Source organism: Deinococcus radiotolerans (genome assembly GCF_014647435.1).
GTDB classification, from domain to species: Bacteria; Deinococcota; Deinococci; order Deinococcales; family Deinococcaceae; genus Deinococcus; species Deinococcus radiotolerans.
This window is the reverse complement of the sequence record NZ_BMPE01000004.1, coordinates 35,667-60,669: the sequence shown is the minus strand read 5'-3', so window position 1 is coordinate 60,669 and position 25,003 is coordinate 35,667. Positions and strand designations below refer to the sequence as shown.

The window sequence follows — 25,003 nt, the reverse complement described above, 5'->3', positions numbered from 1 at the left end:
GCGAGGGGCCCTGCCTGATTCATGGCGGGGCCCCTCGCTGTTTGGTGGCTTACGCTTTGACTTCGGGTTCGGGGAAGTCGAGGACGCGCGCGTCGCTCCAGAGGCCTTCGAGGTCGTAGTACTCGCGGGCGTCCTTGGTCATGATGTGCACGACGACGCTGCCGCCGAACGCGAGGAGCAGCCAGCGTTCGCTAGGGCCTTCCACGCTGGGGCGGGGCAGGCCGGTCGCCTGGGCTTTCTCGCGGATGTTCTCCTGCACGGCGTTCAGCTGGAGGCCGGCGGTGGCGGTGCAGATCACGAAGTATTCGAGGGTGCTGCTCACGTCGGTCAGGTCGAGGACAGTGACGTCTTCGGCGCGGCGTTCGCGGGCGGCGTCCACGATGGCGCGCAGCTGGTTCATGGTGGTGGTGTCAGGGGTCATGGGGGCTCCAGAGATGAGTGGGGCGGGGGGGGCGTGGGTTTGGCGCGCGGCGCGGGCCTCTGGGGCCGGGGCGCGCTGCAATGGGTCAGTCTACAGGGCGCGGGGCGGGTCGCGCGCCTACCGTGAATTCATTTCAGGTGGTGTGCGGGGTGCGGGGGCGGGTCAGGGGGTCGGGGCGCTGCCCAGGCCTTTGAGGGCGCCGAGGCTGCTCACGGCGTCCGCGCCGAGCAGGATGCCGACTTCGCCTGCGCTGACGGGGAAGCGTTCCCCCTGGAGTCGGGGGAGGTTCAGCGTGAAGGCCAGCTGGGAGGCGTCGGCGACGTCCTGCTGCGTGAACACCTGGCTGGCCTCGCCGCTGCGGGGGGCGGGCGTGACCTGCACGTTGCGGTAGCCCAGGGCGGTCAGGGCGCGGGTCAGGGCCGGGCCGAGGTTCTCGCCGCTGGCGTCCACGACCGTGACCTTCACGTCTGGGTTGGGGGGCGTGGCGGGCACGTCGCCCCACACCTGCGCGAGCCGTTCGCGGTTCACGGCGAGGTTGAAGGTGCCGGGGATGTCGTCGGTGGGGAGCGTGGCGAAACTCAGTTTCAGCTGGCCCAGGTAGGGGCGCAGCGCGGCGATGGTGGCGGGGTTCACGTCCGTTTCCACGCCGTTGCCGATGCCGCCCAGGATGGTGGGCAGCGCCGCGAGGCCCTGGGGGGTGCGGAGTTTCCCGGCCAGCTGGGTGAGGGCCTGCTTCTGGTGGTCGATGCGGCCGTAATCGTCCCCGAAGCCCTTCCGGACCCGCAGGAACAGCACGCCCTCTTTGCCCTCCAGGTGGTGCGCGCCGGGCGCGAGCTTCAGGTTCACGCCCGCCGCGTTGTCCACCCATTCGATGCCGGGTTCGGGCACGGTGACGTCCAGGCCGCCCAGGGCGTCGATGACCCGCTCGACGTAGTCGGTGCGGACGATCACGTAGGAGTCGACGTGCTCGCCGGTTATGGTCTCGGCGGCCTTCACGAGCGCCTCGGGTCCCCCACCGGAGAAGTACTGGCTGTTGATCTTCTGCAGTGCCACGGACCGGTAGCGGTCAAAGGGGCCGACGTTCGTGTCGCGCGGGATGTTCAGGACGTGCGCGGTGGTGCCCTGAATCTTGACGAGCATGATCGTGTCGGTATTCGGCGGCTGCGCCAGGCCGGTGCGCTGGTCCTGGTTCTTGCAGGGCTGCTGGTAGTAGCAGTACACGATGTCGCGCCCGGCGATCAGCAGCGTGAGGTTGGGGGCCTGGCCGGGGGTGACGGTGGCGGCCGTGGCGGGTCCGGCGCCGCTGAGCAGCGCAAAACCCCCCAGGGCCAGGGCGGAGAGGGTCAGGCCGAACGCCTGGAGGGCGCGCAGCCCAGCGATGCGGGGTGCAGGGGAGTGGGTCACGGACGTCACGTCAGGCAGGAGAGGTGGGCGTTGCAGGGCAGGGCGTGGTAGGCCTTCAGCGTGCGGGGATGCACCTGAATTCCGCGGCCCTGAAGGTACGTGACCTTGGAGACGATGGCGCGTTCCAGCGCGGCGGTCAGGTCGGTCAGGGCCAGTTCGCGGATGTCGGCGTTCACGCCGCGGCCGGGTTCGGACACGTCCGCAATGTACACGCAGGACGACACGGGGTTGCCGCCGCGCGGCCCGGTGGTGTGGTCTTCCACGGCGTCCAGCACCACGCGGTCCTGGTAGCCCCAGCGTTCCAGCAGCGTGCGGGCCGCGCGGCCGTGCAGCGCCAGGGGGTGCGCAGCGTCGATCTCGCACTCCGGCGGGGCCAGGCGCAGGAGTTCATGGTCGGGCAGGTCCCGCGCGATGTCGTGCAGCACCCCGGCGGCGTAGGCGCGCATGTCGTCCAGGCCGTTGGCCCGGGCGATCTGCGCCGCCAGTTCAGCCACGCGCAGCACATGCTCGTAGCGGCGCGGCTTGACCATCAGCCGCACCCGTTCCTCCCAGCCCGTCCAGGCGGCCACGCCGGGGGGCGGGGGCAGCAACTGGGCGATCACGCGAGTATGTGGCCGCTTCTCCACATCATGACCCCGACTATACGCCCCGCAGGCGAACTCAGCTGACACCCCGGTCACTTTCTGACGTCCGGCTGATCAGCGTGTCAGGCAGCGTTTTCGGTTCAGCAGGGGCAGGAGTCCGCCCGCTGTATTAAGGCGCGGTCCGGCGCACGACGGTCAGCCGGACACTCACGGTTTCCAGCGCCTGCGCGCCCGCCGGGACGTTCAGCTGCACCGGCGCCGTGTACGTCCCCACGCGGTACGTGACCTGACCGGTCACCTCGCGCAGCCGCGCGAGCAGCTCTGGGGCGGCCACCACCCTCACCGTTCCCGGCTGCACACTGACGGCCGTGACCTGCAGCCCCGCCGGCGGATCGTTCAGCACCACCCGCAGCGTCTTGACCGGCACCTCCCCAGTGTCCAGCCGCCGCACCGTGACCGTGCTGGGGCGCATGGTCACGGCCGTCACCGGACGGCCCGCCGCGTCGAGCGCCACGAGCGGCACCTCCCGCTCCGAGTTCGCGCCCAGCGGGGCGGGGCTGGTGACGATGCGCGCCACGTTCAGCACCACCTGTCCCGCGCCCGTCACGGTCGCCTCGGTCGGCGTGACCTGATAGCGCGGCAGGCTCGACTCGGCCGGACTGGTCACGCTGAGGGTCACGGGCAGCGTCCGGACCACCTGCGTGTCCACGAACCCCTGCACGCGCGTGGGCGTCACGCGTTGCAGGGTCGTGCCGCCGGGCGGGGTCACGGTCACCGTCCGCGTGAAGCTGCCTTCCGGCGCGTCCGTCACGTCCACGACCGCCTCAATGCTGTCCGGTTGCAGGTCCCGCAGGCGCTCTGGGCGGCCCGACAGGATCACCCGCACCGACGACGGGTTCAGGTTGCCGGTCGCGCGTTTCTCCTCACCGTTGCCGGTCGTGTCCCGCACGGAAACGGGCACGTCGAAGCCCTGCTCGACGTTCGCGCGCCGGTCCGCTGTGGCGACGAACCACAGCGTGACCGAGACCGCCAGTGCCAGCAGCTTCAGCAGCAGGTTATGCGTGGCGCGCGCCCACGCGTACCGCGGGCTCAGCCAGCGCCGCGCCCGCTGCCACAGGCCCACACTCACGCGCGGCCCTCCGGCGCGGACGGCTCCAGCGGCTCCGCAGCGGGGCCTTCCGGCGGGCGCTCCGGGGCGCGGTAGGCGGACGGGTCATACACCAGGGTCCGCAGATGCTCGCGCAACTCCGCGCCGGTTAGGTCCGGGCCCAGGCGGCCCCCCAGCGCCACGCGCATGCTGCCGCGCTCCTCGCTGACCACCAGCACCACCGCGTCCGTCAGTTCCGACAGGCCAATCGCCGCGCGGTGCCGCGTACCGTACCGCCGGTACGTCCCGTCACTCGACTGAAGTGGAAACAGGCACCCCGCCGCAATCACCCGCGACCCCTGAATGATCACGCCCCCGTCATGCAGCGGCGCGTTCCGGGCGAACAGCGCCTCCAGAAACGGCACGCTGACCAGCGCGTCCAGCGGCACCCCAGTCGCGGCGTACTCACCCAGCGGCGTGCGCCGCTCAATGGCGATCAGTGCGCCCGTCTTGCGCTCCGCGAGGCGTTCCATGGCCCGAGCCAGGTCCTGAAGCGCCGCGCCACTGGCGCCCGTGTCCCGCCCACGCGGGCGGCCCACCCGTTCCAACACCGCGCGCAGTTCCGGCTGGAACAGCACGATCAGCGCGAAGATCCCCACCGTGCCCGCCCGGCCCAGCAGGTACGACAGGGTGGTCAGGTTCAGCAGCTGCGCCGCTAACCACACGCCTGCGAACACCAAAATGCCGCGTACCACGTTCACGGCGCGCGTGCCCGCCACCAGCAGGTACCCCTGATACACCAGAAACGTGACCAGCAGGATGTCCAGAACGTCCCGGACACTGACCTGTCCAAGCTGGGGCATCAAGGGTAGGCACTCCTTTCACAGACTAGGGGCGGGGCGGGCGAAGTCGCGCCCACTATACGGTCTGCGCCCCATGAGAACGCCACGCCCGCCCCCACCGCGTCCACCGAAAGAGGGGCGAAGGCTGCCCACACTACAGTTCACCCCCCGCCGCGCGGGACAAGCTGACGGACACCGGAGGTCCCACATGAACATTCACTTCATCGGCCACAGCACGTTCCTGCTTGAACACGGCGAACACCGCCTCCTGATTGACCCATTCGTCGAGGGCAACCCACAGGCCAGCGTCACGCTGGACGAGGCGCGGCAGTGGCCGCTCAGTGCCGTCCTGATCAGCCACGCGCACGGCGACCACTGGGGCAACGCCCTGGACTTCGCCCGCGCCGGCGTCCCCCTGATCGCCACGGCCGAGATTGCCGGGTACGCCCAGAAGAACGGCGCCACCCAGGCCATCGGCATGAACATCGGCGGCACCTACCGCGCCGAGTGGGGGCGCGTCACCCTGACCCCCGCGTGGCACTCCTCGTCCTTCCCGGACGGCACCTACGGCGGCATGCCCACCGGCCTCATCATCGAACTGGGAGACCGGCGCGTGTACTTCGCGGGCGACACCAACCTGTTCAGCGACATGCGCCTGATCGGCGAGCGCGACCTCGACGCCGCGCTCCTGCCCATCGGGGACCACTACACCATGGGCCCCGAGGAAGCCGCGCGCACCCTCGACCTCCTCAAGCCCCGGGTGGCGATCCCCATGCACTACGGCACCTTCCCACCCCTAACCGGCGATCCTGCCGTGTTCCAGCGCGAAGGTGCGGCGCGCGGCGTGGAGGTCCGTATTCTGAAACCCGGCGAGCACACCACCCTGTAACAGTGAGTGGCAGGCGGATTAACTATCCGTCTGCCACTCGCTCTGGGCGTTGCCCTCTCCTGGACTCAGCCCTGTTCCGTCACCAGCGACCGGCCCAGATCCTGCTCATCCGGCAGACGCGTCTGATTCGGGGTGGGTTCCGGGAACTCCGGGTTTGCCTTGCGGTCCGTCGCGCGCACGAACGAACGCGAATCCACGTGCACGTCACGCGGCTCACGCTGCTTGAACCGCGTCGTGCGGGCCGGAACGCCCATCGCAATGCCGTGCGGGGGAATGTCACCGCGCAGCAGCGCGTGCGTGGCCAGCATCGCGTCATCGCTGATCACGCTGCCGGCCAGCACCGTCGAGTGATACGTGACCCGCGCGCCCCGCCCGATCACCGTGCGCCGCAGCGTCACGTCCGGGCCGTCCAGCACGCTGTGCGTGTGGCTGTACACGTTCACGTAATCACTGATGCTGGCGTTGTCGTGCAGTTCAATCCCGCCGATGTCATCCAGCAGCACGTGGCGGTGCACAACCACGTCATTCCCGACCTCCATGTTGTACCCGACGCTGAACTCCACGTTCTGCCAGCACTTGAAATCCCGACCCACCCGCCGGAAGATGTGACCCGCCAGCACCCGGCGCAGCGGAATGCCCAGCACCGGATTCTGCCCCACCGGCGTCAGATCCGCGTTCTTCCACAGCCACAGCAGCGGCTTCACCCGTTCAAAGGCCGCCGCGTCCGTCGCCATGTAGTACTCCGCCTCGAACGTGACATTCCGGGCATCCACGTTCAGGGCCGCCAGCGGCGCGTCCACCCTCAGCTGCGCCACGGGGCGTCCATACATGATCTCCGCAAGCACCCCGGCCGCCACCTCAAACCGGTCGGTGGCAGGATCAGAGAGACGCGCGTCCAGATCACGCAGGAACTCGTTATAGGTCGCCTGCGCGTCCTGACCAATCTCTAAGGGCTTGAGCCACGTCACACCCACAGGCTACCACCTGCACTGAAAAACAAAGTGGAGGTTATCTCGCTTGATCCCATCCAGCCTCACCCTCAGCGCAGGCCGCACGCCGCTCCTTACTGCTCTTCCCAGGTGCGCTGCTGGGGAATGAATGCAGTCACGCCGAACTTCGTGGTGGCCGGGAAGTAGGGTGGCACCACGCCACCGTTCAGGAAGCGCTTATCGTACTTGAAGTCGTCATCATAGCCCTTGACCAGCGCGCCCGTGACACTCCCAACGCCGCGCAACTGATCAGTCGCTTCGGCCAGGCTGCCCAGCAGGTGCACCTTGCCGCGATATCCGTAGTTGGCGGCCCCATTATCGATGCCCTCGACCTTCAGACCCTTGCCATCCGCGCCAGCCAGAATGGAGCCCATGACGTACACGTCATTCGGCGCGCCCTGACCGACCAACACCTGCCCCTGCCCACTGATGATGCCCAGCACGTTCTTCGCATCCGGGTTCTGATTAGGGTTCTTCTCATAGGTCAGGTCACCCTGAATGCGGATATCTCCGCTGGACGCCACATTCAGCTGCGTCTGCTCCGCAATGGCGGGCGGCACCACGGTGCTGTCTGGCGTGCTGGGCGCCGGATTCGCCAGCTGTCCCCGGCGTGCTGGGCCGCGCAGGGACTGGATGCTGCCGTTGGCGTAGAGTTGCCCGTTCGGGACGCCCTGCAGGACACTGGGCTGCCCGTTGCCCTTCTTGATGGTGGTGGTGTTGGCGGTGGCGTTCACCTTGATCACGGTGGTCACGCCTGCGGCGTCCACGATGGTGTAGACCTGATTCGTCCCTTCCACTGACAGTTGCACGTCCTTCGCGTCACCTTGGATGAAGATGCCGCCCGTGACAGTGCTGCCGCTGCTGGGTACGTATACGCCGGTGGCGGGGGTGCAGTTGGATTTCTGACCGGTGGCCAGGCAGATTTCAGAGTTAGTCAGTGCGCCTGTCTTCTGTGGGTCGCCGCCCAGCGCCGCGCGGCCCTGCGAGAAGGCATTTTTCGGGAGGTCCACGGTGTCCGTCACGTGCTGCTGACCGTACCCACCGTAATCAGGTTTCGTGCAGTCGGTGGTCTGCGCAGCGGTGACCGCCCACGCTTTGGCCTGACAATCCCACATATAGGTGGTAGGGGAAGCGACGGTGAGCCCATACTGAAAGACAGGTGTACCAGCCAGTGCCAGGTTTCTGTTGAAGTGTACGGGCCCGTCAAAGGTGGATCCGGTACCGAAGTATCCGCCGCCCTCACAGTAGGTCTTGCCGTTTTTCGTCGTGCAGTTTCCCCGGTTGAACCCGCCGTCGTCAGCCAGCAGGACGTACTGGTTTAGGTATGTGCGACCCAGAATCAGGCGGAGCGTACCACTGGTGGTGATATTCCGTACGAACTTCAGGCTCTTGCCCTGACCGTTGAGGACATAGTCGACGTAGTAGGTCTGACCTGCTTTCGAGAAGCTGCCCAAATCCACGCGAAAGTTCTGGAAGACCAGTTTGCCGCTTGATGTGCCCATGCTCTCTGGCGCGGTTATGGCGGTCGTAGTGGTAACCACACTGTTGAGCTGAGCCAAGACAGAACTGTACGAGCTGCTGGGCACAATAGGACTGCTCGCTGCATCTTGACTGCTGGCCGCAAAGGTGTCCACGTAGGGCAGCAGAACTTGGTTGGCCTTCGTGACGCCCTCGTTCATGACTGTGGCGTACTGCTCGGCCACACTGGCTTCCGCCAGGGCACGGGCGCGCATCAGACCCTGACTTGAATTCGTCTGCATCAATTCACTGGTGGATGTAGTGACCAGCGTGAATGTGATCAGCGTGATCAGGATCATGACGGCCAGCGCGCTGATCAGCGCGAACCCCTGGGTGCTGGGCATAGTGGATTCAGGGCGTGGCATTGAAGTTGACCCTCCGCATGGACACAGTGCTGGTAACGGTGAAGGTTTCGGGTTGCGCGCCAGCCTTACGCGCGCGGGTTTCGCGACCAGTCAGGGTGACCCGGACGGCCTGTGGTGCGCCGGTTGGGGTCGAGACGAAGTTCACCCCGTCCTGCGAGTACGCCAGAGCGAGCGCCGTGATGTAGTACGCGACGATCTGCGGATCCTGGGCGTCTACGCTACGGTATAGCGTGGGTACGCTCGCGCCGTTGAGGAGAGCAGTGCCAATGTAATAGCGCACCACGTTCACCTTTATGATGGCGCTATCCGGGGTCCAGGCCAGATCATCCAGGGTGTAACCCCTATGCTGCAGCTTCACGTTTCCGCCACCACCAGAGCCGGTGCAGGGGTTGGTGGGATGAGTTCGGATCCACCGCACAGCGTTGCCCACGGTCACCATGGCCCAGTCGTTGCCCACGAACTGGTTGTCGCAGGTTTGCCCGGCGGCGTTGGGAGTATTTAAGCTAGTCACAGCATTCTGAGAGAATGATTTGCTGTTCGGGTACCCGCCCGGTTGCGGAATAGTGAAGTAGCCGTTGTTGTCTGCAATGGTGACTGTGAGCTGCTGCGAGGTACTCAGGTTAGTCAGGAGGTCTGCGGGGAGATTCGCGCCGCTGTACAGCACGCGGTTGCCGGTGGCCTGCCGCAGGTCCTGCGCAATGACCTCCACGCTGCTGCGGACCGTCTCCTGTAGTGGTACGCGTTCCTGCTCAATGCTCTGAATGCGGGCGGTGGTGGACAGCAGCGCCCCGGCGGCGCCTAGGATCACGAGGGCCAGTGCGGCGGCGATCAGCAGTTCCAGCAGCGTGAAGCCCTGAACGCTAGCGGGTGAAGCGGGTGTAGGCCGTGACACTCTTCTCCTCCTTTTCGGTCCAGGAGACGGTGACTTTTAACTCCCAGAGGGTGACGTTGATGCCCTCGCTGATAGGCGTGGCCACGAGCACGGACTTGAACGGCTGGAACTGCGAGTTCATAGACGCGCCGTCCGCGGTGTGTGTAGGAACGGCCGTATCGTTCGCGTAGTTGAAGTTGAGGGGATAGGTGCAGGTGACAACGCCGCTGATGTTCTCGGTGCAGCTTCCGACGGACTTGAGGGGTTCCCTGCCGTCGCGGTAGCGTTCCATCCAGGTTTCCGCCGCGCTGACTGCCTGGGTGCGCGTTCTGGCGCTGCTGTTGCTCCGCATGGAGCTGGTCAGTAGTGGCATGACGGCCGCGGTGATCACCCCGACAATCACGATGGCGACCAGAATCTCGACGATGGTGAGGCCAGCGTCGCGGTTCACAGGAGCCTCGCGAAGCCAAGGGCGGTGACGAGGACCGTGCCGCTGGCGGTGCCCCTTTTACCCACGAAAGTGGTGTTGGACATCAGGGCCCCTCCAGATGAGGTTGATTTGACTAGGCCCTTCGTGTTGAAGGTGTACACCGTGGCCACGTTGGTCAGCTGGAGTTGCGCCCGGCGGAAGACCTGGGTTTTGACTGTGGTCGGGGTGGTGTTGCAGTTGGTGGCGACGGTGTACTGGCTGGCTGACAGAGTGATGCAGTAGGGGGCGCCCTGACTCATGGTCTTAGTGCGGTACAGATTGAAGTCCGCGACTAGGTCGCTCAGATCGGATTTGACCTGCTGCCGCTGGAGCCAGGGAAGTAGAGTCAGGCCGACGATACCCATCAGGATGGCTAGGACAGCCAGAGTGACCAGCATTTCAAGAAGCGTGAAGCCCGCGTGGGGATAGGTGGGTGTGGGGGTCATGTGCCTGGCTGCCCCCGCTTGAGTGGTGGTTGGGTGTGGCAAGTCATCATCGTCTCCTGTGAGAGCCGCGGCATCTTGGCCTGACCCCCGGTCATTGTGGAAAATGTCGCGTTTACGCTCTTGCAAGTTTCTTTCACAAACCAGTCAGGAAGTGTGAATTTTTCTATTAATACCCCCATTGCCGAGTCTGGCGCTCTGACCCCCCCGCCAGGGGCAGTCACACATGACAGGTGTGCGGGGCATTTCCTGAAGGTCATGCCAAGTCGGGCCGCGTAGGCTGTCTCTCATGCTGGTATCGGACCGGGTTCAGGGACTGCTGTCGCGCGAGCGGGGACTGCTGGGGGACGTGCAGGTGTTCCTGGAGGGCCAGGGTGCGCCGCCCGAAGTCGTCGCGCACGCCCGGCAGGCCCTGCGGAACCTGGATGAGGCCTTCTTGCTGGTGGTGGTGGGGGAGTTCAATGCGGGCAAGAGCTCGTTCGTGAATGCGCTGCTGGGGGCGCCCGTGCTGCCCGAGGGCGTGACGCCCACCACGGACCGCATCTACGTGCTGGTGCACGGCGATCAACCCGGGCAGATGGAGGCCACGGGTGACCCCTTCGTGAACCGCCTGACGTACCCGCTGCCCAGCCTGGAGGGAGTGGCACTGGTGGACACGCCGGGTACGAACGCGATCATCCGGCAGCATCAGGCGCTCACGGAGGGGTTTCTGCCGCGCGCGGACCTGGTGCTGTTCCTGACCAGTGCGGACCGGCCGTTCACGGAATCCGAGCGGCAGTTCCTGGAACTCGCGGCCCGCTGGGGGCGCGGCGTGATCATGGTAGTCAACAAGGCCGACCTGCTCGAAACCCCGGATCAGCGGGAGCAGGTGCGCGCGTTCGTGGAGTCCGGCGCGCGCGGCGTGCTGGGCCTGACGCCGCCGGTCGTGCTGATCAGCGCCCGCGCGGAGCAGCGCGGCGGGGACGCTGGCTTCGCCGCGCTGCGCGCCCTGCTTCAGGAGCGGCTATCGGAGACGGAACGCACCCGCCTGAAACTGCTCAGTCCGCTGGGCACGGTCTCGCAGCTGATCGCCGGGGAGGACACCCGCGCCGAGGCCGCCCGCGCGACGCTGGGGGAGGACCTGCGCGTGCTGGGCGACCTGGAGGCGCAGCGGGCCACGCACCGCGAGACGATGCTGGGTGAACTGGACGGGCAGCTGAACCGGGTGGGCCGCCTGCTCAGTGAGTTCGAGGTTCGCGCTGACCGCTTCATTGACGCGCGGCTGCGCTTCTCGAACCTGCGGGGCCTGCTGAACAGCCGTGAGCTGGAGGAGGACTTCCGCCGTGAGGCGGTCGCGGACCTGCCGGAGGCGATTGACCGGCAGTTCGGCAGCATGATCGACCGTTTCGTGGAGGCGAACCTGCACTTCTGGGAGGACGTGCAGGCGTTCCTGGTGCGCCGCCAGCCTAGTCAGGAGGTGGCCCGCACCCGTTTCTCGTACGACCGGGCGGCGTTGCTGGACGGCATTGCCGGGAGTGCCCGGGAGCACCTGGCGACCACCACCGAGCAGGATCTCGCCCGGAACCTCTCGCGGGACGCAGAGGACGCCATGAAGGGCGTGATCGGCGGCCTGGCGGGCGGCGTGGGGATCGGCGCGGGGATTGGCGCCCTGGTGGGGGCCAGTGCGCTGGACTTCACGGGCGGCATCCTGGCGGGCCTCACGCTGGGCAGCCTGGGCCTGTTCGTGCTGCCGAACAAGCGCATTCAGGCGCACCGGCAGCTGCGCACCCGCGTGGCTGAACTGCGTGAGGCGCTGGAACGCATCGTGCGGCGCGAGTTCGAACGGGAGCAGGAGCGCGCCGACACCCGCCTGCACGACGCGATCAGTCCGTTCACACGCTTCACGCGGCAGGAGCAGGTGCGCCTGGAGGCCGCGCGTACCCGCTCGGCGGAGTTGCGCGCTGAACTGGACGCCCTGCACCGCGACGTGAAGGCCCTGGGCTAGCCGCTGTGCCACGCGGGGTGACAGGGCCCGTGCAGACGAGCGGCAGTCGCACCTGGACCCTCACCCCCTACGCTGGGGCATGAGGCAGAACATCAGCAGCGGCAGTCCTTGGGAAGCGAGCATCGGGTACGCCCGCGCCGTCCGGATCGGGAACGTGGTGCACGTGAGCGGCACGACCGCCACCGTGAACGGCGAGGTGGTAGGTGAGGGCGACGCCGCCGAGCAGACCCGCGCGGTCCTCGGGATCATCCGCCGGGCGCTGGACACCGCCGGGGCGCGGCTGGAGGACGTGGTGCGCACCCGCATCTACGTCACCGACATCAGCCAGTGGGAGGAGATCGGCCGCGCGCACGGTGAGGTCTTCGCGGACATCCGACCCGCGACGACCATGGTGCAGGTCGCCGCCCTGATCGACCCGCTGCACCTGGTGGAGATCGAGGCTGAAGCGGTCCTGCCCTGACGGTCAGCTTCGCTTGGCACTCGCGGCCCGGCGTGACAGGGTGAGCGCATGACGCCCGTCTCGCCCCGCGCCCGCCTGGCCGCCCTGATCACAGTGGGCTGCGCCCTGAACGTCATGGGGTTCGCGCTGGGCGGCGTGACCCACCGGGTGGCTGTCCTGCTGCTGCTGAACGGCCTGGGTGGGCTGCTGCTGCTCCTGAGCGTGTGGCTGGGTCTGCGCCCCGCGCGGACCTGAGCGGCCAGAGGGACTTGCGGAGTCGGGTCTGGGCGGCCTGTCCGGACACCGGGCGCTGAACCTCATGCTGGACGACCGGCCCGTACGGGCCTCACGGCGCGGCAGACTGGGCGCATGACGTTCTTACCGGTGGGCGCCCCGAGGTTCGGGCTGGGACTGGCGGCGCTGGGACGGCCCGGGTACATCAACCTGGGCCACGCGGCGGACCTGCGTGACCGCCGCGTGGATGGCCTGCGCGCGCAGGCGTGGGCGGTGCTGGACGCGGCGTATGCGGCGGGCGTGCGGTACGCCGACACGGCGCGCAGCTACGGTCTGGGCGAGGCGTTCCTGGGCGGCTGGCTGACTGCACGTGGGTACGCGGACGTGACGGTGGGCAGCAAGTGGGGCTACACGTACGTCGCGGACTGGCGCGTGGAGGCCGACACGCACGAGGTCAAGACCCACGACCTGCCCACCCTGGCGCGGCAGTGGCCGGAGACCCTGGCCGCGCTGGGACGCGCGCCGGACGCGTACCTGATTCACTCGGCGACGGTGGACTCCGGCGTGCTGGAGAACGCGGCGGTGCTCTCTCGGCTCGCGGAACTGGCCGCGTCGGGCGTCCGGGTGGGGCTATCCACGAGTGGACCCGCGCAGGCTGAGACGCTGCGCCGGGCGCTGGCGGTGCGGGTGGACGGAGCGCCCCCCTTCAGCGTGGTGCAGGCCACCTGGAACGTGCTGGAGCCCTCGGCCGGCGCGGCGCTGGCCGAGGCCCACGCGGCCGGATGGACCGTCGTGCTGAAGGAGGGCGTGGCGAACGGCCGCCTGACCACGCACGGACTGACCGGCCACGGTGACGTGCCGCCTCCCCTGGCTGAACTTGCCCGCGGGCACGGGGTCACGCCGGACGCGGTCGCCCTGGCCGCCGTGCTCGCGCAGCCCTGGGCGGACGTGGTCCTCAGCGGGGCCAGCACGACCGGGCAACTCGCGCAGAACCTCGCCGCGCTGAACCTACATGTCCCGGCGGACGCGCTGCGAGACCTGGCACACCCCCCGGCCGCCTACTGGGACGCGCGCGCCCGGCTGCCCTGGCAGTGACGCGCAGGATCAACGCTTTCCCGCTGGGCGTCCCGCCGGGCCGCGCTTAGACTGCGCTCATGCTCATGAAAGCCCTGATGGCGTTCATTCCGATCAGCCTGCTGCTGGAATACGTGGTGCACGCGCCACCCCTGTGGGTGTTCTTCACGGCAGTCCTGGCGATCGTGCCGCTGGCCGACTGGCTGCGCAAGGCCACCGAGCACGTCGCCGTGCACGCTGGACCCACCATCGGCGGGCTGCTGAACGTCACGTTCGGGAACATGGCGGAACTGATCATCGCCATCTTCATCCTGATGAGCGGCAATACGCAGGTCGTGAAGGCGCAGATCACCGGGTCGATCATCGGGAACGCACTGCTGGGCCTGGGCCTCGCGATTGTCGCGGCGGGCTTCACGAAGAACGCCGGGCGGCAGAAATTCAACGCCGCGAACGCCGGGCAGCTGTCCGCGATGCTGTTCCTGACCGTCATCACCCTGACCCTGCCAGCCATCTTCGATTACACCGAGCAGCTGCCCGCCTTCGCTGCCGAGGCGGGCACCCGCGCGAACCTCGACGAGCGCCTGAGCATCGGCGTGGCCGTGCTGCTGATCGTCGTGTACCTGCTGAACCTCGTGTACACCCTGGTCACGCACAAGGACGTGTTCGCCGCGCCCGAAGGCGAGGCCGGACACGGGCACGGCCCGGAGAAACCCTGGTCGCTGCCGGTCGCGCTGGGCGTGTTGCTGGGCGGCACCGCCCTGATCGCCCTGGAATCCGAGCTGCTGTCCGGCGCGCTGGAAGCCACCGCCAGCACCCTGGGCCTCAGCGAGTTCTTCCTGGGGATCATCGTGCTGGCCGTGGTCGGGAACTTCGCGGAGTACATCGCCGCGGTGTACTTCGCCCGGCGTGGCCAGATGGACCTGGCCGTGAACATCGGCCTGGGCGCGACCATCCAGGTGGCGCTGCTCACCGCGCCGCTGCTGGTCATCATCGGGGCGCTGCTGGGCCACCCCATGAACCTCGTGTTCAGCTCCCCGCTGGAACTCATCGCGATCATCGCCGTGGCCCTGATCGTCACGAGCGTCACCAAGGACGGCGAGACCACCTGGTTCGAGGGCGTGCTCCTCATCGCGGTGTACATCGCCCTGGCGCTCGCGTTCTACTTCGTCACGCCACGCGGCGCCGAGGAGGCCGGAGTGATCCTGCGCGCTCTGGGGGCTTAACCGCACCCGCCTTCAGGCACGCCCGGTCACCCGCCGGGCGTGTCCTCGTGCCCGTCCGCCAGGGCCTGGAGCGTGGGCCGCAACGCCGGCAGTTCGACGCGGGCGGTCTGCCAGATCAGGCCCGCCTCGATCCCGAAGTAATCGTGCGCGACCATGTTCCGGATGTCACGCAGCAGCACCCACGGCACCTCCGGATGCCGGTCCTGCACGCTCTGCGGAATGAACTTAGTCGTCTCACCCAGCCGCGCCAGATTGTGAAGCACGGCGTCTCGCACCACCTCGTCCCGCTCGAAGGTCGTCAGGGAATGCCGGTCCGTAAACGCCACGATCCGGTCGATGGCCGCCAGCAGGTCGAACACCCGCCAGCGCCAGCGTTTGGGCCGGTGCAAGCGTGGCGCGGGCTCCGGCACTGCCATGACATCCACCGCGTCCGCGAGGATCTCCCCGCGCAGGGGTGGCCGCAGCGCCTCCGGCGTCATGACGTCCACCCGGCGGTTCAGGACCCCCTCGAACACGTCCCGCACCCGCATCAGATCCAGCAGACCCCGCGCCGGACCGGGCTGGAACTCGATCAGCACGTCAATGTCACTGTTCGGCCCGGCCTCGCCGCGCGCCACTGACCCGAACACCCGCACCTGCGCCACGCCCAGCGCCTCCCACAGCGGCCGCGCCTCCCGCAGCGCCCCTGCAATGGTCGGCAGGCGGAGATCCGGAAACAGGGGCTCAGCGGCGGGCATGCGCCCCAGGATAGGGGGCGCGGGCCGCCCCAGCCGCTATGCTGACCCTCATGATCGTCGCCGTGGGGCATGACCTGATCGAGATCAGCCGCATCCGGCGCATGCTCGAGCGCGAAGGGAAACGCGCCGAGAAGCTCTTCGCGCCCACCGAACTCGACTACTGCGCGCGCCTGCAAGACCCCGCCCCCAGCCTCGCCGCGCGCTTCGCCGCCAAAGAAGCCTTCCAGAAAGTCTGGCCACGCCCGCACGGCTGGCGGGACGTGTGGGTGCAGCGCGACCGCACCCCAGGCGGCCCCTTCCCGTTCGCGCCGCCCGTGCTGGGCTTCGCGCCCGACATCACCGCCGAACTGACCGAACGCGGCTGGGTCGCGCACCTGACCCTCACGCACACCAAAGAACACGCCTCCGCGGTCGTGATCCTGGAAAGTGTGAACCGGGAGGCGCCGTGAACACCCGCCTGATCGCCACCGACCTGGACGGCACGCTGCTGACCTCTGGTCTGCAGGTGAGCGCGCGGACGCGTGCGGCGCTGGACGCGGCCCGCGCAGCCGGAATCGAGGTGGTGCCCGTCACGGCCCGGCAGCCGCGCGGCCTGGGATTGATTGCCGCTCAGGCGGGCTTCACGGGCTGGGCGCTGTGTGGGAACGGCGCGCACGGCGTGCACCTGGGCACCGGGGAGACGCTGTTCGAGGCGCATGTGGAGGTCGAGGCGCAGCGGGCTATCGCGTCCGCCCTGAACGAGCGGATCGGGAGCCTGCTGTTCGTGTCGGTCCGCGAGCGGGGCGAGGTCTTCGCCGCGCAGGCCGGGTATGCCGATCTGGCGCACTTCGAGGATCACAAACGGCACCCGCACGAGATGGAGTCCCTGCCGCTGGCGGACGTGCTGGCCGCGCCCAGCCTGAAACTGATCGTCCGGCACCCCACCCTGACCCCGGACGACCTGCTGCGCGAGGCGCGCGCGCTGAGAGTGCCGGGCGTGGCCGTCACGCACAGCGGCGCGCCGTTCATCGAGGTGCTCGCCGCCGGGGTCAGCAAGGCCTGGGGCCTCGCGCAGCTGTGCGGCCATCTGGGCATCCGTCAGGCGGAGGTGCTGGCCTTCGGGGACGCCCCCAACGACGCCGAGATGCTCGCCTGGGCTGGGCGCGGCGTGGCGATGGCGCACGCCCACCCCGACGCCCGGAGCGCCGCTGACGAGGTCACCCTGAGCAATGACGAGGACGGCGTGGCCGCCGTGATCGAGACGCTGCCGGAACTGTCCGCCCGCTGACAGCACGCCCCGGTAATCGGGCGTACGCTACCTCATGAATGCCACCATCCGGAACGTGGGCCGGGGCGTCGGCCTGAGCCTCTGCCTGATTGTCGCCTCGCCCGCCCAGGCGCAGAATCAGCCCGCCGGGCCGACCACCCAGGCCGCCACGGAGCAGACCGCCCTGACGCGCGGCCGCGCGCTGCTCGCGGAGTTCTACGCCGTGAAGCTCGACGCCCTGTGGCAGGCGTTCACGCCCGAGGTGCGCGCGCAGTGGGGCACCCTGGCAGATTTTCGCGCGTACCGCGAAGCGGGCGTGCAGGCGTTCGGCGCGCAGCGTGAACAGGTCGGTGAGCGCACCCTGACGCAGGGCGGTGAGACGTTCTACGTCCGCAGCGCCACCTTTCAGCGCGATCCCACGACCGTCTGGGCGCTCATCATTGGCTTCACGGGCGCGCGCGTGAGCACCTTCGTGATCCTGCGGGAAGGGGAGACGGGCAACGACCCCGTGGCAGGCCTCAGCCCCCGCTGGCTGGCGCGGCTGTAGGCGCGCCGCCGCTCTGCCGCGCCAGTTCACGCCCCGAGTCGTCCGTGACCGTGAACGTGTAGGCCCGCTCGCTGCGCGAGACCCAGTTCACCCGCAGGTCCACGCATTCCGCCGGGAGCTGCACCTGCGCCGCGGACGGGTACCGGTCATCCAGGCTGTCCTCCCGGAACGTTTCCAGGATGCGGGTCAGAGCGTTCGCGCAGTTCTGCCCCGCAGCGCGTTCCGTCACGCTCTGCGCGTCCAAGGGTAGGGCCGTCTCCTGCTCACTCTTCAGTGCCTTCACCTGTGCTTCAAGCTGGGTCAAGCGCGCCTGAAGCGCCGCGTTCTCGGCGCGGGCCTCACGGTCCTGACAGCCGCACAGCAGGACGGAACACAGCAGCAGGGGCAGCGCCTTCACGCGCGGAATCCTAGCGTCTGCGCCCCCCCACCTGGGTCAGACGAACCTCATGAACCGCTTCATGAAGACCGCCCCGCCCGGCATCAGGTCAGGACAGGGCGGGACTCCACCCACGCCGCGTCAGCGGTTCAGGACGCTCACGATCTCCACGTGACTCGTCTGCGGGTAGAAGTCATGCGGGACCACCTCACCCAGCTTCCAGCCGCGCCGCACCAGATCCCCCACGTCCCGCGCCCACGTCGCCGGGTCGCACGACACGTACACCAGCCGGTCGGCGGTACTCGCGTGGATGTGATCCCGCGCCGCCTCCTCCAGCCCCGCGCGCGGCGGATCCACCACGATCACGTCCGTGCCCAGCTCACTGAACCGCGCCGCGTCCCCGTTGCGGAACGTCACGTTCCCCTCGCCGGTGTTCGCCACGTCCTGCCGCCCGCGCGCCAGCGCCTCCGCGGACGAATCCAGCACCGTCACCCGCCGGAAGTGCTTCGCGAGGTGACGACCGATCGCCCCCGCCCCCCCGTACAGGTCCACCGCGTGCTCGCCCTCACCGGCCAGCTGCGTCGCCCGGCGGTACGCGAGGCCCGCCGCCTCCGGGTTCACCTGCGCGAAGCCCGTCGCGGACACCCGCACCTGCACCTCCCCGAACTGCTCGGTGATCTCACCCTCACCTGCGATCAGGCGCACGCCCGCACTGAAGCGCCGACCCGCCGGCTGCGCCAGACTCACGCCCACCACCCCGGCCTCCATCAGGTGATCACTAGCCCGCAGGAACGCCTTCGGTTCCCCCGCACCGATCACGGCTGCCACGACCTCGCCCGTCAGGCGACTGGCGCGGAACGCCACCTCGGTCGCCGGGTCCAGCCGCTCGGGATCAATGCGGTCCAGCACCGCCTGAATCTCCGGCATCACCAGCGGGTCTGCGCGCACCACCAGCGGCTCACTGCCGCGCCGCTCGCGGTACGCGAGGCCCTGCGGGGTCACGAGGTACTGCGCGGTGTTCCGGTAGCCCCACTCCTGCGGGCTGGGCACCGTCGCCGCCACCCCATGCCGCACCTTCGCGATGCGGCTCAGGGCCTCCTCCACGAACGCCCGCTTGAACTCCAGCTGCGCGTCGTAGCTCGCGTGCGCCAGATCCGCCGTGGGCAGCTCCGGGCCGTCCACGCGCTGCGGGCTGCGGCGCAGCACGTCCACCGTCACGCCCTGGCGGACGCCCTTCCCGCTGCGCACCCGCGCCGTGACCTGCTCACCCGGCAGCGCCCCCCGGACCAGCACCACGCCGGACTCGTCCCGGGCCAGTCCCAGCCCCCCGGCTACAAGTTTCTCAATTTCCAGCGTAAGCAGTGCGTCCGACATCCCCACAGCGTAGCGCGGACAGCCCCCACCGCGCAGGACCAGCCCCACACACGCCCCCACTGGACACGCGCCGCACAGGGTGATACATTCCCTGAGCCCTGAGGCATCAGGGGCTGTGGCGCAGTTGGGAGCGCGTCTGAATGGCATTCAGAAGGTCAGGGGTTCGAATCCCCTCAGCTCCACCAGAAACGAAGAGGGACACTGTAGCAATGCAGTGTCCCTCTTCGCGTGACGTTCGCCCTGCCCAGGCGGGGATCTACGCCCTGCTGGACGAACTGGCCCGGCGGCAGGGCGGCCTGCGGGTCCTGAGTGACCTGCGGCGCGAGGATTGCCCGCCGCGCGGCGTGTACTTCATGTACGAACCCGGCGAGGACCGCAGCGTCACGGGCAGCGGACCGCGCGTCGTACGAGTCGGCACGCACGCCGTCAGCCGGGGCTCGCGCGCCAGCCTCTGGACGCGGCTCGCGCAGCACCGGGGCAGCCGCGCAGGCAGCGGTAATCACCGCGCGTCCATCCTGCGCCGCCACCTTGGGGAAGCACTGATCGCCCGGGGGGACTTCTCGGTCCCCAGCTGGGGCAGCCCACGCGGCACGCCCGAAGGCCGCGCCCAGGAACGCCCGCTGGAAGAGGAAGTCAGCCGCCGGGTCGGGGCCATGCAGGTGCTCCTGCTGCCCATCCCCGACCCGCCCGGTCCGGACAGCGAACGCGCCCTGATCGAACGTGGTGTCATTGGCCTGCTCAGTCAGCATGGCGACCCGGCCTCCAGTGACTGGCTGGGCCGTCACGCCCCCACCCCCGAAATTGCGCGCAGCGGTCTGTGGAACGTCCGATACGTCCACACCACCCCGCCCCTGGACCTGCTGGACACACTGGACCGCCTCGTTTCAGCGGTGCCGGTCGCGCGCTGAAAGCGTTCCGGGCCATGCTGCGCCCATGCCCGAACCCATCCAGCTGGAGAGCCTGCGCGTCACCGACGAACCCGCCGCCCGCGCCCTGCGGCAGGACACCCGGCTGCTGGGCCTGTTCCTGAGTCCCGCCTCGCCCAGCGACGTGGCCGTCCGCGCCGGGATGCCCGCGAACCTCGTGCATCATCACGCGCGGCGACTGGCGGGCCTGGGCCTGCTGTTCAAGCAGCGGCGCGAGGCCGGACGCGTGTACGACCAGCTGCGCGCCCGGACCTTCCGCGTGCCGTTCGGCCTGTTCCCCCCGGAGGACGACGCGAACAGCGGAAACGCTGACATGCACGCCCTGACGCAGGGCTTCCGCCGCGCGTACGAACGCTGCTAGAGCGTCGCCCATGACGGCGAGGAGGACGTGTGCAGCTTCGGCAGTGAGGAACATCCTGCCGAGCCCCCCGAAGTCATCACGGAACAGCTCTGCGCGCCCTTCCCGGCGCACCTGGACCGCCTGACGCTGCGCCTCACGCCGGACCGCTACGCGCAGCTGGCCCGCGATCTGAGTGATCTCCTGACCCGCGCCTATGCCGAGGGCCCCAGCGAGAAGGGAAAACCCTGCACCCTGGCGGTTCTGGCCTTCACGGATCCCGGCGCCGACCCGGGTTCCCTGTCGCGGAACCTGAACAGCTTCCTGGGGCTCAACCCGGCGCCCTGAGCAGAAACCCCCGCGCGGGGCGGGGGCTCTGTCCTTGACGGTTACTCGTCGGCTTCGTTTTTCTTCTCGCGTTTGTAGGGCCCCTTTTCCTTCCATTTCAGGCGGACGGGAATCCCGGCGAGTTGCAGGTCCTCGCGGATGCGGTTTTGCAGGAAGCCCTCGTACGCGCGGGTGACGAAGTCGGCGCGGTTACAGAAGATCGCGAAGGTGGGGGGCGCGGTCTCCACTTGGGTCATGAAGTACATCTTGAGTTTCTTCCCGTGGAAGTTCGGGACGGCCTGACGCATCTGCCAGACTTCCAGCCAGCGGTTGAGTTCGCTGGTGGGGATGCGGCTCTGCCATTTCTCGTGGAGTTTCATGGCCTCGGCAAGCATGTCGTGAATGCCGTACTCGTTGATGGCGCTGGTGTACACGCGCGGCGCGTAGCTGATGTGGTTGAGTTTCTGGTTGAGGTCCTTCTCAACGCGTTTGAGGTCCTCGTCGGGCACGAGGTCCCATTTGTTCACGACGACAATGACGGGTTTGCCGCTGTCGTACGCGAGGTTCGCGAGTTTCAGTTCGTGATCGCCGAGTTCCCCGGCGTTCAGCACCAGCCAGATCAGGTCGCTGCGTTCGATGGCGGCCTGCGAGCGCTGGATGGCGTAGTCCTCGATGGCCGTGTCGGGTTTCTTGCGGATCCCGGCGGTGTCCACAAGCACGAAGCGCTGCCCGCCGTAGTCCCATTCGACGTCCAGGCTGTCGCGGGTGGTGCCGGGCTGGTCGGCGACGATGGCGCGGTCGGTCTGGGTGATGGCGTTCAGGAGGCTGCTCTTGCCGACGTTGGGTCGGCCGATCAGGCTGATGCGGATGGGCGCGATCTCGGGAACGTCATCGGTGTCCTCGGGCATGTGCGTCAGGACGCGGTCCATGAGGTCGTCGAGGCCGCGGGCGTGCTCGGCGCTGATGGCGATGGGCTCCCCGAAGCCCAGGCCCCACAGTTCGGCCATGTAGACCTCGTGCTTGGGGCTGTCGATCTTGTTCGCGGCGATGATGACCGGTTTGCCCAGGCGGCGCAGCCAGTCGGTGACCTCGTAGTCGGCGGCGCTGAGGCCCTCGCGGGGGTCGAGGACGAAGATGATGGCCTGCGCGCCCTCCATGGCCCACTCGGCCTTCTGGCGGATGGCCTCTTCCCACTCGTCCCCACTCCAGAGGCCACCGGTGTCGATCAGGGTGATGCGGTGGTTGTGGTACAGCATCAGGCCTTCTTTCGCGTCGCGGGTCACGCCGGGGAAGTCGGCGACGACGGCCTCGCGGCGGCCGATGAGGCGGTTGAACAGGCTGGACTTGCCGACGTTGGGTCGGCCGACGATGGCGACTTTATGCATGGTGACGCTCCTTGTACGGTGTCGGTTCCACCCCGGGCGTCTGGGGGGTTCCGCCGAAACGGCCTGCGCCTCACGGTGAGGGGGCCTGCGACAGACAAGTCTACCGCATGGGGCAATGTGCGCGTCCGTGCGCCAGGAACGGTTCCAGCCGGGAGAGGGAAGGCGAGGCTGCATACCGTTGGACGGTAGATCGGAAGAGGCCGTGCTGCACACGTTTTTCAGGTCTATGCGCATGAGTTGACAGGCGCCGCATACCGGGTTATCCTATTTCTCTCACCGTCCGAGAAGGGCGGATTTTTCGTTTTGATCGCTGTTATTGGTGCTGGGGCGCGCGGCAGGTGAGGCAACTTGGCCCCGCTGGGCCGCGTAGCGTACAGGGATGAACACCATCCTGAACCTGGGCAGCATGGCGGCAAGCACGGGCCTCCTCGCGGCGGGCCTGATCTTCGCCTACGGCGTCTGGCTGGGCCACCGTGATACGGGCTGGCGGGCCGCGCAGGGCGTCCTGGCGGCCGTGATGCTGGGTGGCGTGCTGCCGTTCATGGTGATCCAATGGTTCCCTGCCCTGCTGAGCTATGACTCCCGGAACCTCGCGAGTCTGTTCCTGACCGCGGCCCTGAACATTGTCGGAGTGCTGGTCGCCTTCCTGCCGTGGCTGGTGGCCGTGAACTGGCTGGAGGTGCTGCGCCGCGAGGACCCGCGCACCTGAACCGGGACAGGGGCAGTTTCGAGTGGATACCCTTGACCTCCCCTGCATACCGCGGTATAGTTTTTGACATCACCGCCCACGAGGCGGCTTTTTTATTTCTATCCCCGCCTATCCTTCCAGGGTGGTGAGGTCGCCGGGGTCCTGTCCGAGCGCCTGGGCGCGCAGGACGCGGCGCATGATCTTCCCGCTGCGCGTCTTGGGCAGGGCGGTGACCACGCGGATCTCGCCGGGGGTGGCGATGGGGCCCAGTTCGCGCCGCACGTGTTCGCTGATGCTGGCGCGCAGGCCCCGCCCGACCTGATCCTCGAAGCCCTGGCGCAGGATGACGTGCGCGACGATGCTCTCGCCTTTCAGGTCGTCGGGCACGCCGATCACGGCGGCCTCCGCTACGGCGGGGTGGGCGACCAGAGCGTCTTCCACGTCGGCGCTGCCGATGCGGTGCCCGGCGACGTTCAGCACGTCGTCCGCGCGGCCCAGGATGCTGATGTACCCGTGTTCGTCGCGCACGGCGAGGTCCCCGGACAGGTACCCGGCGGGGTTCTCGGTCCAGACCTGCGCGTACTTCTCGGGGTTGCCGTGAATGCCGCGCATCATGCCGGGCGTGGGGCGGCGCAGCACGAGGTGTCCCTGCTCGCCGTCCGGGAGGCTGCGGCCCTGCTCGTCGACCACGTCGGCGTCCACGCCCGCCAGGGGGCGGCCCACGAAGCCGGGCCGGGCGGGCCAGCGCGGGTGGGTGCCCAGGATGGGGGCGCCCAGTTCCGTCTGCCACCAGTGGTCGATGACGACGGCGTGCGCGCCCTCCTCCAGTCCCCCGGCGAGGTGCTCCTGCGCCCAGCGCCACGCCTCGGGGTTCAGGGCCTCGCCCGCGCAGGCGATCACGCGCAGGCTGCTCAGGTCGTGCCCCTTCAGGACGTCCGGGCCGAGTTTCATGAACAGGCGCAGCGCGGTGGGCGCGGTGAACAGCACGTTCACGCCGTAGCGTTCGACCGTGCGCCAGAACACGCCGGGGTCCGGGAAGTCCGGGGCGCCCTCGCGGAAGAGGACGGTGGCCCCGGCGGCCAGCGGCGAGTACACGATGTAGCTGTGGCCCACGATCCAGCCGATGTCGCTGGTGCAGAAGAACACGTCTCCGGCCCGCACGTCGAACAGCTGTCCGAGGTGGTAGGTGCTGGCGACCATGTACCCGCCGTGCGTGTGGATGACGCCCTTGGGTTTCCCGGTGCTGCCGGACGTGTACAGCACGTACAGGGGGTGCTCGGCGTTCACGGGCACCGCTCCGGCGCGGCCGTGCGTGAAGAGGCTCTCCCAGGGGACGGTGCGGGCGTCGTGTTCGCGCTGGTAGGTCTTGATGCGTTCCCACAGCACGAGGTGTTCCACGCCGCCCAGGTCCGCGATGGCCTCGGAGGCGATGGCGTACAGGTCCACGAGTTTTCCGCGCCGGTACCCGACGTCGGCCGTGATGACCACGCGCGCCCCGGCGTCCGTGATGCGGTCGCGCAGCGCGCCCACGCCCAAGCCTGCGTACACGACCGAATGCACCGCGCCCAGGCGCGCGCAGGCCAGCATGGCGATCACGCCCTCCGGGGTCAGGGGCATGTAGATCACCACGCGGTCGCCTGCGGTCACGCCCAGCGCGCGCAGCCCGGCGGCGGCCCGCTCGACCCGTTCGTGCAGCATGCCGTACGTGATGACCTGCGCCTCCTCGGTTTCTGACAGCCAGATCAGCGCCGCGCGCGTGCGGGCCTCGCCGCGTGCGTGGCGGTCCAGGGCGCTGAGGGTGATGTTCGTCTCACCGTCCGCGAACCACTGCATGTGCGGGCGGTTCCAGGTCAGGCCGGTTGTGGGTGCTTTCGTCCACTCGAAGGTGCGGGCCTGTGCCAGCCAGAAGGCGTCCGGGTCGCGCTGGGCGGCCTCGATGTCGGCGTCGGGGGTGCTCTGCAGGCGGCGCAGCACGGACTGGGGTACGAACCAGCGGTCAGGGCGTGGGGCATCCGTCATGGGTGGGTCCTCCGGCAGGTGGGAAGGGGCGTGGGTTGTGCGTGACCCTCAGTGTAAGGGGAGGGGGTGGGATCCGGGTTGCTGCGCGCCGGGGCTGAGCGAAATTCCTGCTGCTGGAGGACAGTTTGACGTGGAGCTCTGGCCCTTTCGCGCGGATTGATCACCCGCCGGTCATTATGCTTTTAGCAGAATTTATGCTATACTT

28 protein-coding genes and 1 tRNA gene are annotated in these 25,003 nt (G+C 68.4%); 14 read left to right on the top strand and 15 right to left on the bottom strand.

Annotated features, from left to right (window positions below; genetic code table 11):
* Window positions 1-49: 49 nt before the first annotated feature.
* From rsfS to cdaA, 5 genes are all read right to left on the bottom strand, one after another.
* Complete coding sequence (gene rsfS, locus IEY63_RS09880; protein WP_058974504.1) at window positions 50-421, bottom strand: ribosome silencing factor; 372 nt, start codon at window positions 419-421, stop codon at window positions 50-52.
* A gap of 162 nt (window positions 422-583) precedes the next feature.
* On the bottom strand, window positions 584-1,834 hold the full coding sequence (locus IEY63_RS09875) for an LCP family protein (RefSeq protein WP_229784629.1): 1,251 nt from the start codon (window positions 1,832-1,834) through the stop codon (window positions 584-586).
* Complete coding sequence (yqeK, locus tag IEY63_RS09870) at window positions 1,831-2,355, bottom strand: bis(5'-nucleosyl)-tetraphosphatase (symmetrical) YqeK (protein WP_189068982.1); 525 nt, start codon at window positions 2,353-2,355, stop codon at window positions 1,831-1,833. The genes IEY63_RS09875 and yqeK overlap by 4 nt, the downstream gene beginning before the upstream one ends.
* A gap of 223 nt (window positions 2,356-2,578) precedes the next feature.
* On the bottom strand, window positions 2,579-3,538 hold the full coding sequence (locus tag IEY63_RS09865) for a CdaR family protein (protein WP_229784628.1): 960 nt from the start codon (window positions 3,536-3,538) through the stop codon (window positions 2,579-2,581).
* On the bottom strand, window positions 3,535-4,359 hold the full coding sequence (gene cdaA / locus IEY63_RS09860) for a diadenylate cyclase CdaA (protein ID WP_229784627.1): 825 nt from the start codon (window positions 4,357-4,359) through the stop codon (window positions 3,535-3,537). Before cdaA ends, IEY63_RS09865 begins: the two co-directional genes overlap by 4 nt.
* A 187-nt stretch (window positions 4,360-4,546) precedes the next feature.
* Between cdaA and IEY63_RS09855 the strand changes: the two genes are divergently transcribed.
* Window positions 4,547-5,227, top strand: a complete 681-nt coding sequence (locus tag IEY63_RS09855; protein WP_189068852.1) for a metal-dependent hydrolase — start codon at window positions 4,547-4,549, stop codon at window positions 5,225-5,227.
* A gap of 65 nt (window positions 5,228-5,292) precedes the next feature.
* On the opposite strand, the gene IEY63_RS09850 is transcribed toward IEY63_RS09855, so the two are convergent.
* The 5 genes from IEY63_RS09850 to IEY63_RS09830 all read right to left on the bottom strand — a co-directional run bounded on the left by IEY63_RS09850 (window position 5,293) and on the right by IEY63_RS09830 (window position 9,885).
* Complete coding sequence (locus IEY63_RS09850; RefSeq protein WP_189068851.1) at window positions 5,293-6,195, bottom strand: acyltransferase; 903 nt, start codon at window positions 6,193-6,195, stop codon at window positions 5,293-5,295.
* A gap of 95 nt (window positions 6,196-6,290) precedes the next feature.
* The gene (locus IEY63_RS09845) at window positions 6,291-8,033 is read right to left on the bottom strand and encodes a DUF4900 domain-containing protein (protein WP_189068850.1); all 1,743 of its coding nucleotides are present in this window, start codon (window positions 8,031-8,033) and stop codon (window positions 6,291-6,293) included.
* Between the two features lie 52 nt (window positions 8,034-8,085).
* Window positions 8,086-8,991: a prepilin-type N-terminal cleavage/methylation domain-containing protein gene (locus tag IEY63_RS09840; RefSeq protein ID WP_189068849.1), complete on the bottom strand. Its 906-nt coding sequence runs from the start codon at window positions 8,989-8,991 to the stop codon at window positions 8,086-8,088.
* On the bottom strand, window positions 8,960-9,421 hold the full coding sequence (locus tag IEY63_RS09835) for a type IV pilus modification PilV family protein (protein WP_189068848.1): 462 nt from the start codon (window positions 9,419-9,421) through the stop codon (window positions 8,960-8,962). Before IEY63_RS09835 ends, IEY63_RS09840 begins: the two co-directional genes overlap by 32 nt.
* Entirely contained in the window at window positions 9,418-9,885 is a 468-nt protein-coding gene (locus IEY63_RS09830; protein WP_189068847.1) for a pilus assembly FimT family protein, read from the bottom strand. Before IEY63_RS09830 ends, IEY63_RS09835 begins: the two co-directional genes overlap by 4 nt.
* Window positions 9,886-10,171: 286 nt before the next feature.
* Between IEY63_RS09830 and IEY63_RS09825 the strand changes: the two genes are divergently transcribed.
* The 5 genes from IEY63_RS09825 to cax all read left to right on the top strand — a co-directional run bounded on the left by IEY63_RS09825 (window position 10,172) and on the right by cax (window position 14,836).
* On the top strand, window positions 10,172-11,866 hold the full coding sequence (locus IEY63_RS09825; protein WP_189068846.1) for a dynamin family protein: 1,695 nt from the start codon (window positions 10,172-10,174) through the stop codon (window positions 11,864-11,866).
* Between the two features lie 79 nt (window positions 11,867-11,945).
* Window positions 11,946-12,326 carry a RidA family protein gene (locus IEY63_RS09820; protein ID WP_189068845.1) on the top strand — a complete coding sequence of 127 codons (381 nt, stop codon included), beginning with the start codon at window positions 11,946-11,948 and terminating at the stop codon, window positions 12,324-12,326.
* Window positions 12,327-12,374: 48 nt separating this feature from the next.
* Window positions 12,375-12,560: a hypothetical protein gene (locus IEY63_RS09815; RefSeq protein WP_189068844.1), complete on the top strand. Its 186-nt coding sequence runs from the start codon at window positions 12,375-12,377 to the stop codon at window positions 12,558-12,560.
* A gap of 114 nt (window positions 12,561-12,674) precedes the next feature.
* A complete protein-coding gene (locus IEY63_RS09810) occupies window positions 12,675-13,634 on the top strand; it encodes an aldo/keto reductase (RefSeq protein WP_189068843.1) in 960 nt (319 codons plus the stop codon).
* A gap of 59 nt (window positions 13,635-13,693) precedes the next feature.
* The gene (gene cax / locus IEY63_RS09805) at window positions 13,694-14,836 is read left to right on the top strand and encodes a calcium/proton exchanger (RefSeq protein WP_189068842.1); all 1,143 of its coding nucleotides are present in this window, start codon (window positions 13,694-13,696) and stop codon (window positions 14,834-14,836) included.
* Window positions 14,837-14,862: 26 nt separating this feature from the next.
* Here cax and IEY63_RS09800 read toward each other — a convergent pair whose 3' ends face one another.
* Entirely contained in the window at window positions 14,863-15,573 is a 711-nt protein-coding gene (locus IEY63_RS09800; RefSeq protein WP_189068841.1) for a HepT-like ribonuclease domain-containing protein, read from the bottom strand.
* Between the two features lie 50 nt (window positions 15,574-15,623).
* Here IEY63_RS09800 and IEY63_RS09795 point away from each other — a divergent pair, with 50 nt between their 5' ends.
* Genes IEY63_RS09795 through IEY63_RS09785 form a run of 3 tightly spaced genes read left to right on the top strand, consistent with a single transcriptional unit; the run spans window position 15,624 to window position 17,366 of the window.
* Entirely contained in the window at window positions 15,624-16,022 is a 399-nt protein-coding gene (locus IEY63_RS09795; protein ID WP_189068840.1) for a 4'-phosphopantetheinyl transferase superfamily protein, read from the top strand.
* Complete coding sequence (locus IEY63_RS09790; protein ID WP_189068839.1) at window positions 16,019-16,840, top strand: Cof-type HAD-IIB family hydrolase; 822 nt, start codon at window positions 16,019-16,021, stop codon at window positions 16,838-16,840. Before IEY63_RS09795 ends, IEY63_RS09790 begins: the two co-directional genes overlap by 4 nt.
* 34 nt (window positions 16,841-16,874) lie before the next feature.
* A complete protein-coding gene (locus IEY63_RS09785; RefSeq protein WP_189068838.1) occupies window positions 16,875-17,366 on the top strand; it encodes a hypothetical protein in 492 nt (163 codons plus the stop codon).
* Here the strand turns inward: IEY63_RS09785 and IEY63_RS09780 are convergent.
* Both IEY63_RS09780 and IEY63_RS09775 read right to left on the bottom strand, forming a co-directional pair.
* Complete coding sequence (locus tag IEY63_RS09780; protein WP_229784626.1) at window positions 17,338-17,763, bottom strand: hypothetical protein; 426 nt, start codon at window positions 17,761-17,763, stop codon at window positions 17,338-17,340. The genes IEY63_RS09785 and IEY63_RS09780 overlap by 29 nt on opposite strands.
* Window positions 17,764-17,883: 120 nt before the next feature.
* Entirely contained in the window at window positions 17,884-19,116 is a 1,233-nt protein-coding gene (locus IEY63_RS09775; RefSeq protein ID WP_189068837.1) for a class I SAM-dependent RNA methyltransferase, read from the bottom strand.
* 109 nt (window positions 19,117-19,225) lie between these two features.
* On the opposite strand from IEY63_RS09775, the gene IEY63_RS09770 reads away from it, so the two are divergent.
* The 4 genes from IEY63_RS09770 to IEY63_RS09755 all read left to right on the top strand — a co-directional run bounded on the left by IEY63_RS09770 (window position 19,226) and on the right by IEY63_RS09755 (window position 20,727).
* Window positions 19,226-19,301: transfer RNA gene (locus tag IEY63_RS09770), tRNA-Ala, on the top strand.
* Window positions 19,302-19,325: 24 nt separating this feature from the next.
* A complete protein-coding gene (locus IEY63_RS09765) occupies window positions 19,326-20,024 on the top strand; it encodes a GIY-YIG domain-containing protein (RefSeq protein WP_189068836.1) in 699 nt (232 codons plus the stop codon).
* A gap of 25 nt (window positions 20,025-20,049) precedes the next feature.
* On the top strand, window positions 20,050-20,403 hold the full coding sequence (locus IEY63_RS09760; protein ID WP_189068835.1) for a helix-turn-helix domain-containing protein: 354 nt from the start codon (window positions 20,050-20,052) through the stop codon (window positions 20,401-20,403).
* Between the two features lie 27 nt (window positions 20,404-20,430).
* Window positions 20,431-20,727 (top strand): hypothetical protein, encoded by a 297-nt coding sequence (locus IEY63_RS09755; protein ID WP_189068834.1) that lies wholly within the window; start codon window positions 20,431-20,433, stop codon window positions 20,725-20,727.
* Between the two features lie 41 nt (window positions 20,728-20,768).
* On the opposite strand, the gene der is transcribed toward IEY63_RS09755, so the two are convergent.
* Window positions 20,769-22,091 carry a ribosome biogenesis GTPase Der gene (der, locus tag IEY63_RS09750; RefSeq protein WP_189068833.1) on the bottom strand — a complete coding sequence of 441 codons (1,323 nt, stop codon included), beginning with the start codon at window positions 22,089-22,091 and terminating at the stop codon, window positions 20,769-20,771.
* A gap of 379 nt (window positions 22,092-22,470) precedes the next feature.
* On the opposite strand from der, the gene IEY63_RS09745 reads away from it, so the two are divergent.
* Window positions 22,471-22,800 (top strand): hypothetical protein, encoded by a 330-nt coding sequence (locus tag IEY63_RS09745; RefSeq protein ID WP_189068832.1) that lies wholly within the window; start codon window positions 22,471-22,473, stop codon window positions 22,798-22,800.
* A gap of 108 nt (window positions 22,801-22,908) precedes the next feature.
* Here IEY63_RS09745 and IEY63_RS09740 read toward each other — a convergent pair whose 3' ends face one another.
* Window positions 22,909-24,798: an acetate--CoA ligase gene (locus IEY63_RS09740; protein ID WP_189068831.1), complete on the bottom strand. Its 1,890-nt coding sequence runs from the start codon at window positions 24,796-24,798 to the stop codon at window positions 22,909-22,911.
* Window positions 24,799-25,003: the final 205 nt, after the last annotated feature.

What these genes read in the sequence shown, in the direction of transcription:
- IEY63_RS09830 (WP_189068847.1), bottom strand. Translation starts at nt 9,885, where the DNA reads ATGACCCCCACACCCACCTATCCCCACGCGGGCTTCACGCTTCTTGAA.
- IEY63_RS09775 (WP_189068837.1), bottom strand. Translation starts at nt 19,116, where the DNA reads ATGTCGGACGCACTGCTTACGCTGGAAATTGAGAAACTTGTAGCCGGG.
- IEY63_RS09820 (WP_189068845.1), top strand. Translation starts at nt 11,946, where the DNA reads ATGAGGCAGAACATCAGCAGCGGCAGTCCTTGGGAAGCGAGCATCGGG.
- IEY63_RS09785 (WP_189068838.1), top strand. Translation starts at nt 16,875, where the DNA reads ATGAATGCCACCATCCGGAACGTGGGCCGGGGCGTCGGCCTGAGCCTC.
- IEY63_RS09760 (WP_189068835.1), top strand. Translation starts at nt 20,050, where the DNA reads ATGCCCGAACCCATCCAGCTGGAGAGCCTGCGCGTCACCGACGAACCC.
- cdaA (WP_229784627.1), bottom strand. Translation starts at nt 4,359, where the DNA reads ATGCCCCAGCTTGGACAGGTCAGTGTCCGGGACGTTCTGGACATCCTG.
- der (WP_189068833.1), bottom strand. Translation starts at nt 22,091, where the DNA reads ATGCATAAAGTCGCCATCGTCGGCCGACCCAACGTCGGCAAGTCCAGC.
- IEY63_RS09800 (WP_189068841.1), bottom strand. Translation starts at nt 15,573, where the DNA reads ATGCCCGCCGCTGAGCCCCTGTTTCCGGATCTCCGCCTGCCGACCATT.
- IEY63_RS09825 (WP_189068846.1), top strand. Translation starts at nt 10,172, where the DNA reads ATGCTGGTATCGGACCGGGTTCAGGGACTGCTGTCGCGCGAGCGGGGA.
- IEY63_RS09740 (WP_189068831.1), bottom strand. Translation starts at nt 24,798, where the DNA reads ATGACGGATGCCCCACGCCCTGACCGCTGGTTCGTACCCCAGTCCGTG.
- cax (WP_189068842.1), top strand. Translation starts at nt 13,694, where the DNA reads ATGCTCATGAAAGCCCTGATGGCGTTCATTCCGATCAGCCTGCTGCTG.
- IEY63_RS09845 (WP_189068850.1), bottom strand. Translation starts at nt 8,033, where the DNA reads ATGATCCTGATCACGCTGATCACATTCACGCTGGTCACTACATCCACC.
- IEY63_RS09795 (WP_189068840.1), top strand. Translation starts at nt 15,624, where the DNA reads ATGATCGTCGCCGTGGGGCATGACCTGATCGAGATCAGCCGCATCCGG.
- IEY63_RS09765 (WP_189068836.1), top strand. Translation starts at nt 19,326, where the DNA reads ATGCAGTGTCCCTCTTCGCGTGACGTTCGCCCTGCCCAGGCGGGGATC.
- rsfS (WP_058974504.1), bottom strand. Translation starts at nt 421, where the DNA reads ATGACCCCTGACACCACCACCATGAACCAGCTGCGCGCCATCGTGGAC.
- yqeK (WP_189068982.1), bottom strand. Translation starts at nt 2,355, where the DNA reads ATGGTCAAGCCGCGCCGCTACGAGCATGTGCTGCGCGTGGCTGAACTG.
- IEY63_RS09745 (WP_189068832.1), top strand. Translation starts at nt 22,471, where the DNA reads ATGAACACCATCCTGAACCTGGGCAGCATGGCGGCAAGCACGGGCCTC.
- IEY63_RS09810 (WP_189068843.1), top strand. Translation starts at nt 12,675, where the DNA reads ATGACGTTCTTACCGGTGGGCGCCCCGAGGTTCGGGCTGGGACTGGCG.
- IEY63_RS09815 (WP_189068844.1), top strand. Translation starts at nt 12,375, where the DNA reads ATGACGCCCGTCTCGCCCCGCGCCCGCCTGGCCGCCCTGATCACAGTG.
- IEY63_RS09855 (WP_189068852.1), top strand. Translation starts at nt 4,547, where the DNA reads ATGAACATTCACTTCATCGGCCACAGCACGTTCCTGCTTGAACACGGC.